Origin of the sequence: Paenilisteria newyorkensis (assembly GCF_000766145.1) — a bacterium.
Lineage (GTDB): Bacteria > Bacillota > Bacilli > Lactobacillales > Listeriaceae > Listeria_A > Listeria_A newyorkensis.
Genome location: NZ_JNFB01000018.1, coordinates 1 through 12356, shown reverse-complemented (window position 1 = coordinate 12356; position 12356 = coordinate 1). Strand labels below are relative to the sequence as shown.

14 protein-coding genes and 1 pseudogene are annotated in these 12356 nt (G+C 39.9%); 11 read left to right on the top strand and 4 right to left on the bottom strand.

The window, feature by feature from the left end:
- Window positions 1-11: 11 nt before the first annotated feature.
- Window positions 12-653, bottom strand: a complete 642-nt coding sequence (locus EP58_RS08885) for a uracil-DNA glycosylase (protein ID WP_036092593.1) — start codon at window positions 651-653, stop codon at window positions 12-14.
- A 69-nt stretch (window positions 654-722) separates the two neighbouring features.
- Here EP58_RS08885 and EP58_RS08880 point away from each other — a divergent pair, with 69 nt between their 5' ends.
- On the top strand, window positions 723-920 hold the full coding sequence (locus tag EP58_RS08880) for a hypothetical protein (protein WP_036081825.1): 198 nt from the start codon (window positions 723-725) through the stop codon (window positions 918-920).
- Window positions 921-1307: 387 nt separating this feature from the next.
- Here EP58_RS08880 and EP58_RS08875 read toward each other — a convergent pair whose 3' ends face one another.
- A complete protein-coding gene (locus tag EP58_RS08875; protein ID WP_052171414.1) occupies window positions 1308-3269 on the bottom strand; it encodes an endo-beta-N-acetylglucosaminidase in 1962 nt (653 codons plus the stop codon).
- 202 nt (window positions 3270-3471) lie between these two features.
- Between EP58_RS08875 and EP58_RS08870 the strand changes: the two genes are divergently transcribed.
- The 7 genes and pseudogenes from EP58_RS08870 (at window position 3472) to EP58_RS08850 (ending at window position 7887) form a co-directional block, all read left to right on the top strand.
- Entirely contained in the window at window positions 3472-4305 is an 834-nt protein-coding gene (locus EP58_RS08870; RefSeq protein WP_036092591.1) for a MerR family transcriptional regulator, read from the top strand.
- A complete protein-coding gene (locus EP58_RS08865) occupies window positions 4295-4909 on the top strand; it encodes a GyrI-like domain-containing protein (RefSeq protein WP_036092589.1) in 615 nt (204 codons plus the stop codon). Before EP58_RS08870 ends, EP58_RS08865 begins: the two co-directional genes overlap by 11 nt.
- Before the next feature lie 195 nt (window positions 4910-5104).
- Window positions 5105-5653 carry a DUF3267 domain-containing protein gene (locus tag EP58_RS08860; protein WP_036092586.1) on the top strand — a complete coding sequence of 183 codons (549 nt, stop codon included), beginning with the start codon at window positions 5105-5107 and terminating at the stop codon, window positions 5651-5653.
- A gap of 94 nt (window positions 5654-5747) precedes the next feature.
- Complete coding sequence (locus EP58_RS16990) at window positions 5748-6005, top strand: glucosaminidase domain-containing protein (protein ID WP_052171413.1); 258 nt, start codon at window positions 5748-5750, stop codon at window positions 6003-6005.
- A 12-nt stretch (window positions 6006-6017) separates the two neighbouring features.
- Window positions 6018-6311 (top strand): annotated as a pseudogene (locus tag EP58_RS17810) (glycoside hydrolase family 73 protein); the annotation flags it as partial.
- On the top strand, window positions 6300-6599 hold the full coding sequence (locus EP58_RS17805) for a GW domain-containing glycosaminoglycan-binding protein (protein ID WP_273625648.1): 300 nt from the start codon (window positions 6300-6302) through the stop codon (window positions 6597-6599). The pseudogene EP58_RS17810 and the gene EP58_RS17805, both read left to right, overlap by 12 nt.
- 220 nt (window positions 6600-6819) lie before the next feature.
- Window positions 6820-7887 carry a glucosaminidase domain-containing protein gene (locus tag EP58_RS08850; protein ID WP_052171411.1) on the top strand — a complete coding sequence of 356 codons (1068 nt, stop codon included), beginning with the start codon at window positions 6820-6822 and terminating at the stop codon, window positions 7885-7887.
- A gap of 101 nt (window positions 7888-7988) precedes the next feature.
- On the opposite strand, the gene EP58_RS08845 is transcribed toward EP58_RS08850, so the two are convergent.
- Window positions 7989-8744 (bottom strand): exodeoxyribonuclease III, encoded by a 756-nt coding sequence (locus EP58_RS08845; protein WP_036092686.1) that lies wholly within the window; start codon window positions 8742-8744, stop codon window positions 7989-7991.
- A gap of 75 nt (window positions 8745-8819) precedes the next feature.
- Between EP58_RS08845 and EP58_RS08840 the strand changes: the two genes are divergently transcribed.
- Window positions 8820-9347, top strand: coding sequence for a DUF1697 domain-containing protein (locus tag EP58_RS08840; RefSeq protein ID WP_036092582.1), 528 nt, complete (start codon window positions 8820-8822; stop codon window positions 9345-9347).
- A gap of 13 nt (window positions 9348-9360) precedes the next feature.
- Window positions 9361-10593, top strand: a complete 1233-nt coding sequence (pepT, locus tag EP58_RS08835; protein WP_036092579.1) for a peptidase T — start codon at window positions 9361-9363, stop codon at window positions 10591-10593.
- A 59-nt stretch (window positions 10594-10652) separates the two neighbouring features.
- Here pepT and EP58_RS08830 read toward each other — a convergent pair whose 3' ends face one another.
- On the bottom strand, window positions 10653-11426 hold the full coding sequence (locus tag EP58_RS08830) for an ABC transporter ATP-binding protein (RefSeq protein WP_036092577.1): 774 nt from the start codon (window positions 11424-11426) through the stop codon (window positions 10653-10655).
- Window positions 11427-11514: 88 nt separating this feature from the next.
- Here EP58_RS08830 and EP58_RS08825 point away from each other — a divergent pair, with 88 nt between their 5' ends.
- Window positions 11515-12129, top strand: a complete 615-nt coding sequence (locus EP58_RS08825) for an HD domain-containing protein (protein ID WP_036092574.1) — start codon at window positions 11515-11517, stop codon at window positions 12127-12129.
- Window positions 12130-12356 lie beyond the last annotated feature (227 nt).

Below are 12356 nucleotides of genomic sequence, written 5' to 3'. Positions count from 1 at the left end.
GGATCTGTCGTTTATATTGCTTTCGCCTCTAAAATTTCTTTCAACTTCTCCCAATCCGCAATGAGTTGTGGTTCTATTTTACGATTGTAGAAAATAGCGGCAGGATGGAATATCGGAAAAACATCGTATGCTTGCTGAGAGGGGACATAATTAGAATCGGCGCCAAGCTGTTTGATCTTCCCATGCCAAATAGTGCCATGCGACTCAGAAATCTTCATGTTATTATCGATGAGGCGCTTCAAGGAACAGCCACCCAAAGCGATGATTAATTTCGGCTGGACTTGCGCAATTTCATAATCAAGAAGCGGGGCGTGTAACAGGATTTCTTTTTGTTTTGGCATTCGATTCGGACGTTTCTCGATTTTCTGCCCAGTTTTATCGATGATTGTTTTCCTGCCAAATGGGCGACTTCGAACGATGCTTGTAATATAAACTTGATCGCGTGTTAAACCAGCGATAGCAAGCGTTTTATCGAGTTCCTTGCCAGAACGCCCAGTAAATGGGACTCCAGTTCTAATCTCGACTTCACCAGGAGCCTCACCAATCAACATAATATCAGGTGAAAAATCGCCATTACCAAATACGAAACCCTCCAAGTCAAATTCTCTATTTTTAAGGATAATTGGATCGATTAAATCGCGCGGATAGGTCATATTATCACTCCCAAACTTGAACTTTCTTCTATTAAATTATAACATGGAAGAGAGACAGGAGGAGAAGGGATGCATTTTTTGAAATTATTTTTTAATGCCTTGGTCATTATTGGGCTTATTTTATTGGTCGCCAGATTAGTGACGGTCGCATTGCAATTCGCGGGAATCGAGTTCACCACTTTCTTCGTCGATTACTCGATACCATCGCTAGGAATTCTTCTAGTCGGTGCGCTCGGAAGCTGGTTTATCGACAAACGCCAGAAATAGGAAGAGGTCGGGACAAACGCCAAATAAGAAAAAATCGCCTCGCCCATATTTTGGGTAAGACGAAGATTAAGCTTTACACAAATTGAGCGAAAGCGTTTGTATTCAGGGGATTTGGTGGAAGCCGGAAGCGGAGCGTACGACTGTACGTGATGACTGAAAGCAGGAAGGGAGTCGTATCCCCGACCATGCGAGAAGTTAAGCGAAACTGCTCTTGTGTAGCAGAACCGTAGAGATGTATCGCATTCTTGTTCTAAACCTCCTGATGGACCGCCTATTCGCGATGCTCATAGGCATATTGGGGCTGTAACTCATTTCATTTCGAACAGCCCCAACAATGCGAGCGCTTGTCGCCGATTTATTTCGGTTATGCACCAAACTCTTTTAAGTTTAATACCCGACGGCTTTCACTGTAATTTGAGCTTTGCCTTTCACAGTATAGACGTCGGTTGCAAAGAAGGCACTAGAAGGCGTTGTACCAATTAATTCTTGTGCTCCTTTAGCATTTTTTTGATAAATTTCATAATAGCGAACGTTGCCAAGCGCTTTATCCCAAGTGATACGAGCGTTTGTTTTGCGTTCTGGTGTTACTTTCTCAGCTACTTTGACGTTCTTCACCGCGCCGACGTAGCCAATATCTGTTTTGCCTTGAAGCGCAATTTCACCGATTCGAATTTTTGCATTAGATTGTGTTGCGGTCGTTGTTGTTTCAAGCGAAATTTCTTTAATCGTTTTGCCGTAGTAAGGACTGAGCGTCGTTGCCCAGTTGACCCAGCCGGTGCTTGAAGCCTTCAACGCGACTTTACGAGGATTTTTCTCACCTGCAAATTGCAACACGAGTTTATGTGCATTTCCAGTACCTTTCACCTTCATCGAAAAAGTTGTGTCGCGCTTTACTTTGACATCCGTTGCGAACAATTTCGTCGTTGTCGTCCCATTTTTCACCGTATTTCCAGATAAAAGTAGGGAAGAAGCGCCAGTGTAAGCGTCATCCGAAGCAATGCTAGCCGCTAATTTATTGCCACCTTTATTATCCAAAATAAAGCGATAGGTCGGCATCACATCTTGCATCCCACGCTGATTCCATTCGCCAGTTTGCAACCGAACGCCATTCTTATTGAAAAAGGTTCCTTTCCCAGTATTAAAATTGGTTTTGAGCGGGAGTGCTGAAATACCGGATTTCTCTGGGAAATATTTTGCGATACCTTGCCAATCCTTTGCGCCAGTCACATTTTCAGGATAACGCGGATCGACTTTATTGCCATTCCAAAACTTATTTTCTTTTGCTACAAAATCAGCCTCACTCGTCGAATTGTAGTAAACCCAGCCAGGAATATAGAGGCCGAGCGAAACAATCGGCGCTTGCCCAGCTGGAGGGAAAATCGCGCCCCAATTGACATTACTAGTATAGCCATTGGATTGAACATCGACGCCAGCATATAATTTATGCGGATTCACACCGAGCGCGGCCGCATTTTTATTAGAGGCAGCAAGACGGTCCGGATTCCAGCGAAAGTCAATAAACATCCCATTCGAAACCGCTTTTTTATTCTGCGTTAAGAAAGGACTATTCTTCTCGTTCAAAGCACCTTGCCAATCAATTTCGCCAGTCGTCGTCATCGAGTCGTACCAAATGATTTGCTGATTCGCGCCTTTTTTAGCTTGCATATACTTCAGTACATTTTGCATAGCAACGGAATCAGCCGTTGTAAAACCAGTCGTTTCCTGATTGATAAACCAGCCATCGAAACCGTAATAATTCGCGACCTCCAGCAATTTATCAGCCACAGGATACCGCCCATTCGCATCCTTCGTAATAAACTGCTTCACCCATTCGGTCTTTCCACCATACACATTCGGCGGGAAAAAGACAGTCCCGACTACAGGCACGCCGTTTTTATGCGCCATATCAATCGTGTCGGCGCTCGGCGGAATAATAATCCCTTCACCAGAAGAACCAGCCCAAGCAACGAGCACATCAATATATTGCCATTGCGTCGGATTGTACACCTGAATACTCTTAAAACCTTGCGAAGGCGTTCCCGCTGTATGCTGATTGATAATATCAAGCGACATCAGTTCCCCTTTGCTCGTTTGCGTAGCGTTAGATTTAGCTGATGTCACTCGTTTTTTCAAAGGAATCGTGCCTTTATTAAACGGTGCATCTGGATCTGTTTTTGGACTCCATTTTAGCAGTTCATTTGGGAACCAGTAAGAGGCAAACGGCTGTCCCGTCTTCGCTTGCGTCTCCTTATCCTCCGAGGTCATCGCATACGCGCCTAAAGATGGAGCTAGTAATGAGGCCAAAAGTGACAAACTAAGTAAAGCAGTTAACATTTTCAGTTTTTTCATACGTCTCTCCCTTTCTAAAAATAATAATGCGCTTACATTTATGCCAACAAAAACAAGATGCTGTCTCAAGCCTACTACAAAAATTTCCAATAAAAAAGTAGCTGATTTAAAGATTAATAGACTAATCTTAGTTATGCGCTTGACTCTCCACCTATGTCATCGTTTAAAATAAAGGTATCAAAGCTTAACAAGGAGGCACAACATGTTCCAAATCGGCGAATTTTCCAAACTAGCAAACGTAAGCATCCGATCTTTGCGCCACTATGATAAAATCGGCTTACTCATCCCAGAAAAAATTAACACAGAAACCAATTATCGTTATTATTCAGCGAAGCAACTACAAACCATCAATAAAATCCAGAAACTAAAAGAAATCGGGCTCAGCCTCTCCGTCATCAACGAAATTCTAACATCCGGATCCGACGCCAAAACCATCCAATCCCACTTTGCGATTCGTGAACTGGAATTACAAGAAGAGTTGGAGACAATCAAGCAACAAAGCCTGCTTCTAGAAAGTTCGCTAGCCGTTCTAAAAGAAGACAGCGCCAAATGGAACTATCATATTATCAAAAAAGAGATTCCAGAACGCTTTGTTGCCAGTATTCGAGACACGATTCCGGCTTTTGCGAGTGAAGGTTTGCTTTGGGAACGACTGTACGCAGAAATTATTCCGCAGCAAGTCCACTTTGCGAAAGAGCCCTACAGCATGGCCATTTTTCATGATGAAGCTTATCGTGAGGCAGATGTCGATGTTGAGGTTCAAGTTGCCATTAAAACCGCAGACTACGAGTCAAGAAACGGTATATTTTTCAAAGAAGCCTCCGCAGTAACTGTCGCTTCTGTTATAATAAATGGGAGCTATGAACAAATGACAGCCGTGACTGAAACCGTCGCGATTTGGCTAGAAAATCATAATTATCAATTAAGCGGCCCGATGTTCAATATTTATCACGTCTCCATCGCGACCGAACCCAATCAAGAAAACTGGGTAACCGAAGCATGTTTCCCAATAAAGGAGGAAAACCATGAAATATGAATGGCGAAAACAAGACAAAAAAATCTACTTACCAAAAGCAAATCCAGAAATAATCGACCTCGGACCAATGAAATACATCACAATACGCGGAAAAGGCAATCCGAATAATCCACTGTTTTCAGAATTAGTCACGGCATTATACGCCACGTCCTACGCGATAAAAATGATGCCGAAAAAAGGGGTAACCCCTGAAGGATACTATGATTACACGGTATTCCCACTAGAAGGATTCTGGAGTTTAGAACCCGGAAGTCTAGCCTTTGATAAAGACAAACTCACATACAAAATCATGCTACGCCAACCAGACTTTATCACACCAGAACTGTTCAAAATGGCCAAAGAAAAAGCCGCTAAAAAAGTTTCCGAAGAATACCTGAATCAATTAAAGCTAGAAGAAATAACAGAAGGACTAAATTTGCAAATGCTACACGTGGGAAGCTTTGACGACGAACCAGCATCGTTTGCAAAAATGGAAGCATACTGCGAAGAGAATAATATAGAAAGAACAAGCAAAAACCACAAAGAAATTTATTTATCCGATTTCAAAAAAGTAGCACCAGACAAACTCAAGACAACACTGCGATTCGAAATAAAATATAAATAATAAAATTTGAAAATCTCGATCTACTGTGAAACTAGGTTGAGATTTTTTTGCCCAGATATAAACATTTATATAGAAGAAAGTCGATTTTTTTACATAATAATTGTTTTCTACCCATTTTTCATACTATAATGGATGGAAGGGAAACGGGAGTATTTTGTGTTAGCAAGGATTGTAAGAAATGAGGTCAAGATTGTTATGAGAACACAAGCACTGTCGAAGGAATACAACATCGTTAACGACAAAAAAAGAATGCAAACCATTAAAATAATGGCCACAGCTATAACCGTGATTATGTTAATGGTCGGCGTCGTACTGGCTCTACGCGAATCCGTACCAGTCAACTTCACTGTAACAGGCATTATTCTATTTTGCATCGCGCTATACATTGTTTTCACTATTCATGAACTCATCCACGGACTACTTTTTTGGGTACTTGGCAACGGTAAACTAAAAATAAGCTTGAAAAAAGGTATGCTTTATTTTAACTGCCCCAATCAATTATTCACAAAATGGCAATTCAACATTATCAGCATCGGACCATGTGTTTTATTAACCCTGATTCTCGTTATTTTAGCATTGGAATTTCCAGGCGATTTAGTAGCCATTTACTTACTGATTGTAGCGCATTCGGCCTTATGTATGGCAGATATGTACACTATGAAAATCGTATCTTCTGCCCCCAAAAAAGCGAAAATAAGAGATACAGAAGATGGTATAATCATGGAATCAAAAAATAATTTCTAAGCCTTAGGATGGTTGCAAAATATACTGCTTTTCGGATACAATAAGACAATAGGGTAAAAAGGGCATCAAGGTACAGAAAGTAGGTTTTACAAAAATGAGACGTCGGAAGAAAACACCACTTCTTATTGGAATTTTACTTGCAGTCGTTTTACTCGGCGGTTTGGCTTTTTTCGTAGCAGATAAATTGTTTTTTACAGAAGACGAGCCAGTAGAAGTAACGCGTGTCGATCCAAAACAAGAATTCATTGAACTACTAGCTGGACATGCACAACAAATACAAGAAAAAGACGGCATTTTGACTAGTATTACCTTGGCCCAAGCCATTTTAGAGTCTGACTGGGGGAACAGTTGACTAGCAACAGATGGACGGAATTTGTTCGGCATCAAAGGTCGTTATCAAAACGATTCCGTAACAATGCCAACACAAGAATACGAAAACGATACGTGGGTCACTGTTGATGCCGCATTTCGAAAATATCCAACATGGTTTGAATCACTCGACGACCACGCCAGTCTATTTTTGAAAGGAACTTCTTGGGATAAAGACAAATATCGCGAAGTTGTACAGGCAAAAGACCACCGTACAGCGGCCAATGCGCTACAAAAATCGGGCTATGCAACAGATCCAGGTTACGCTGCTAAACTAATTGACCTAATCGAGCAAAGAAATTTACAAGCCTACGATAAAATTTACGACACGATTATTTTCAGAAAAAACATCCAAAAAGTAGGTTCGCCAGTGCTTACAAAAGATACTACTATTTGGTCTAGTCCACCCAGAACAAAAGGGTCTAAAAAGACAAATGATTTGGCGAAATATGGAACGGGAAAAGTAGAAATCGTCCAAGAAATGAGGACTGAAAATGGCAGTTGGTACCAAATAAAAACCGGTTCAAAAATGTTGGGCTGGGTAAAAAAAGATGTGATTCGCATTAAAACGCTATAAATTTATGGCGTTTTTTTGATGTGTTCAAAAATAAAACATATCTGGAAACTGGCTATGAATAGCGGTCTAGACACATTATGTAATATTATAAACAGAAATGACACATTCCTGTAACCTAAATGCAACACTATTTTTGCTAGAATGAACCCTGTTGATTTGAAAAGATACATGAAAACAAAAATACTATAAAAAAATCAGAAAGAAGTGTAGAATAAACCGAATGAAAAAATCAGTCAAACGCAGCGTAGCTATTTTAGGAACCATTGGGATGATGATGGGCACAATTGGTATTCCAGTTAGCACATATGCGGCAGAACGAGAAAATAATTCAACGATAAGCTACACCAATTCCCAGCAGAATTTTCTAGATAAAATAGTGCCAGATGCACAGAAACTACAACGCGAGCATGGCGTTTTAACAAGTGTAACGATTGCCCAGGCTATTTTAGAATCAGGATGGGGGAAAAGCGGCTTAACACAACAAGCTAATAACCTATTCGGAATTAAAGGTAGTTACGAAGGTCAATCCATCACGATGAACACGAAAGAATTTTTCGATAATAAATGGACGACGATAGATGCTCCATTCCGCGCGTATCCAAGCTATTATGAGTCACTAGAAGACCACGCTTTACTATTTGTTAATGGACCTTCATGGAATCCGAATAAATATGCAGGCTTAGTTGGCGAAGAGGACTACAAGAAAACAGCCCAAATCATTGAAGATGGCGGCTACGCAACAGATCCTAACTATGCGGAACAACTTATCGAAACCGTAGAAACATACAACCTTGCGAAATACGACCAAGTATACGATACAATAACCGCTAAAACAGGCATTTACGCATACGGACAGGTGAAGCCAAACACGTCAGCAACGGCGTGGAGCGTTCCCGAAACAATGAAAAATGCAACAAAAAAAGCCAATTTAACGAGCTATAATGGTAAGAATTTACGGCTCGTTAACCGAGCTAACGTAAGCGATGGATCCACTTGGTATGAAGCGACTTTAAACGGTCAAAAAATCGGTTGGATCAAGGCGAATCATTTAAATCTGACTTACACAACGTCGATGGAACAAGAAGTAAATCTAATCAGAGGCGTTGAAAATGAAGCGGGTAAAATTTATGCTTTCCCGGTCATAGACAATAGCACTATTAGAGGCACGCTTGCTAGTCTGGAAGAAGTACATGTAGACAGCCAAGCAGTAGTGAATAATAAAATTTGGTACCGTGTCAATGATGGCGGTAAACGACTTGGTTGGGTTGAATCTCCAACATTAAAATAAATAAGTTAGAAAAACGCGTATCCAGTAATATCCGGATACGCGTTTTTTCTTGAAATTTAAAGGGTTTTATAGAAGTTTGTCGAATAAGAATACTATAACCTCTAAATACGAATCTCTAGCTCCACAGGACAATGGTCTGATCCCATCACGTCTGCATGTATTGAAGCTTCCTCAATATTCTCAGCGATGCGATTAGATACAACAAAGTAATCGATGCGCCATCCTGTGTTTCGGGCGCGCGCATTCATACGATACGACCACCATGAATAGGCTCCTTCAAGTTCAGGATACAAGTACCGGAAAGAATCTGTAAACCCACTTGCAAGTAGGTTAGTAAATTTACCACGTTCCTCATCTGAAAACCCTGCATTCTTGCGATTCGTTTTAGGGTTTTTCAAATCGATTTCTTGATGAGCTACATTCAAATCACCGCACACAATGACTGGCTTGGCTTGATCCAACTTTTTTAGGTGTGCCAAGAAGGCATCTTCCCAGTCCATTCGATAATCGAGACGCTTCAATTCATTTTGCGAATTGGGCGTATAGACTGTAATCATATAGAATTCGGGAAACTCAAGCGTAATCACCCGTCCTTCTTGGTCATGAACTTCAATATCTAAACCATACTGCACAGAAAGCGGCTCAGACTTAGAGAAAATAGCGGTACCAGAATACCCTTTTTTGACGGCGTAGTTCCAGTAATCATAGTAGCCTGACAAATCTAAGTCAATTTGACCCTGTTGAAGCTTGGTTTCTTGCAGACAAAAAATATCAGCATCTACCTCTCTAAAATAATCCATGAAGCCCTTCTTTTCTGCAGCCCTGAGACCATTGACGTTCCAAGAAATTAATTTCAATTCCATCACTCCTTCGATATCTACCATTATACCTCACAATAATTATTAGGTATAATGGTAAGCGGGAGGTAGAACATGAAGTATATTATATTCTTGAGAGCAATTAACGTAGGAGGTAACCGCAAGATAAAGATGGCAGAATTGAAAGAAGCGTTCCAAAGCGAAGGCTATCAGAATATTACGACCTATATTCAGAGCGGAAATGTTATAGCAGAGCGAGAAGAGACAGACCACGAGACCATCCAGAGCAAAGTAGAAGCATTAATCAAGAAACATTTTGGTTTTGATGTCCCAGCTGTAGCATTTAATGTGCCCGAATACGAAGAGGTATTAAAGCGAAATCCTTTCAACGCAGATAAGTTGATGGTTCATTTTCTAGATAGGATACCTGAACAAGCTATGATCCATAAATTAGAGCAATTAAGCCAAGCTAATCAAGATAAGAGCTTACTTGTGGGGAGATTTTTATACATTTCTTTAACCGCAGGCGTATCGGATAGCGTATATTCAAACAAGTTCGTCGAAAAAGTATTGCAAGTAAAAGCGACTGCAAGAAACTGGAACACAGTTTTGAAGATGGCAGAGAAAGTAAATAAGAATTAGGGAGGAAAAAGCAATGAAAAACGAAATAATAGAACGGTTCACAAAATATGTAAAAGTAGACACGCAATCAAGCGAGGCAAGTTCATCGGTGCCAACAACACAAGGACAACTAGAATTAGGGAACATATTGGTGAAAGAATTAAAGGAAATTGGAATGGAAGAAGTAACGATAGATCAGAACGGCTATGTAATGGCTACCCTCCCAAGCAATACCACCAAAGATATGGCAACCGTAGGTTTTCTAGCACATATTGATACAGCAACAGATTTAACTGGTAAAAATGTATCTCCACAAATCCATGAAAATTTTGACGGGAAAGCTATCGTGCTAAATAAAGAGCTAGGAATTGTTCTTTCACCAGAAGCGTTTCCAGAATTGCCTACATACAAAGGTCAGACGCTAATCACAACAGATGGGACAACACTTCTGGGTGCGGATGACAAGGCTGGCATGACTGAGATAATGGTTGCGATGAACTATTTATTGAAACACCCAGAGATTAAACACGGACGAATCCGTGTAGCTTTCACACCAGATGAGGAAATCGGACGTGGCCCACATAACTTTGATGTAAAAGCATTCGATGCTGAATTCGCGTATACTATGGACGGGGGGCCGCTTGGAGAATTAGAGTATGAGAGTTTTAATGCTGCCGCTGCTCGAATCATATTTAAAGGTAATAGTGTGCACCCAGGGACAGCTAAAGATAAGATGATCAACGCAAATAAAATGGCAATGGAGTTTCATAATTACTTACCACAAGAAGAAGTACCAGAAAAAACAGATGGTTACGAGGGCTTCTACCACTTAATCTCGTTAAATGGTGATGTGGAGCTTGCCAAGTCCTACTATATTATCCGGGATTTTGATCATGATGCATTCATTATGAGAAAAGCTAAAGTTTCTGAAATAGTAAAAGAGCTGCAAGCGAAATATGGTGAAGATAATATTGTATTAGAAATGAACGATCAATATTATAATATGAAAGAAAAAATTGAACCAGTCAAAGAAATTGTTGATATAGCCTACAGAGCTATGAAGAATTTAGATATTGAACCAGATATTCGTCCGATTAGAGGCGGAACAGATGGGTCACAATTATCTTTTAAAGGTTTGCCAACACCGAATATCTTTACAGGTGGGGAGAACTATCATGGCAAATTTGAATATGTATCTGTGGAAAGCATGCTTAAGGCAACACAGGTCATCATTGAGATAGCACGTCTGTTCGAGCAGGAGGCTTAATAGTAATATTGCTTATGAGAATAAATCTATTTGGAGACATTCTCATAAGCAATATTTTTCTATCTAGGGAAAACAGATATTTGACCATTATCTAAAGTAACGACATCTACTCCATGACAATAGAAGGGAGATAGCGTTTCTCTAGTGAGCATAGTTTGGGTAGGGCCTGCATCATATTTTTTCCCATCTCTAAGTAATAGTGTGTGACTAAAACATGGTAATATCTCTTCTGTATGGTGTGTTACATAAAGCATAGTGGGAGCGGTGGGAAGTTTGGCAATCATTCCAATCCGGTCTAGCAAACGCTTCTTTGCGAAAATATCAAGGCCAGTACAGGGCTCATCAAGAATCAATAGTGCAGGTTTGGCCATAAGAGCTCTAGCGATAAGCACAATCTGTCGTTCTCCTTGTGATAAAACAGCATACCGCTTACCAATTAATTCTTCGCCCCCACATTCTATCAAAATTGCACGAGCAGATTCTTGTTCTTCAATAGTAGTTTCTTGATACAAGCCGATACTAGCAAATTTCCCGCTAACAACGATAGACTCAGCTAGGTCATATTCCCGTAGTTGCTGTTGCAAAGAAGAACTAACCCAACCAATAGACTTCCGCAATTCTGGGAGTGACGTCTTCCCAAATTGGCGACCTAAAACGTTAAGTGATCCAGAAGTAGGCCAAAGATAGCCATTCAATAATTTCAGCAAAGTAGTTTTTCCAGAACCATTTAGTCCAAGCACCGCCCAATTTTCTTTATTCTTAACAGACCAATCAATAGAATCTAATAAAATTTTCCCATCACGTTTTAAAAATACTTTATTGAATTCGAACATATAGAAATTCCTCCTAAGTAAGATATAGAGTCTTTGAATCTATTTTACATAAAAACAAGAAAATTAGATAATATAAAGTGAGGTATAGATGGAAATGGACAATCAAATTTTAGAACAAGCTAAAGCATATGTACAAAAGAAGTTCGCAAATGAAAAGACAGGGCATGACTGGTATCATATTGACCGAGTTTATAAAATGGCAGTCCATCTCCAAAGTAAAGAAGGTGGCAATCTATTACTTATTAAGATGGCTGCTTTATTTCATGATTTTACGGATACAAAATTGAATAGTGATCCTGTACAGGCAGAACAAGTCATGGAAGGCTGGTTTAGAAGTCACGGTCTAACTGAAGATGAAATTCAAGATATCTCATCAATTATTGAGAATGTATCTTTTAGTCATGGCGGAAGCGGACAGACTAAATTAAGCTTAGAAAGCAAAATCGTGCAGGATGCAGACAGGTTAGATGCAATTGGGGCGATAGGAATAGCAAGGTGTTTTACCTATGGCGGAGCTAAAGGGAGATATATATATAATCTTGAAAACATGGAAGGAAGCAGCATACAGCATTTTTACGATAAGCTTTTATTGATTAAGGATAAAATCCAGACAGATACAGCTAGACCGATAGCAAACAAAAGACATGAGGCACTGGTGGGCTTCTTGGATAGCATTGAAAATGAATGCAATATACAATTTTAATGAATTAAAACAAAACAGTTGCTTTTTATGAACATATATTATATACTTAAAAAGTTCTCGAGTTGAGAGCGCGAAAATATTAATAAAATAAGTTGTTGACACGCTAATATGCTATATGATAAGATATAAAAGTTGTGTTGAACAAAGTACTGACCTTTGAAAACTGAACAGAAACAAAGATAAAACCAATAGAGACAGTGATGTTTCTAGGTAAGAATCGCAGGGCG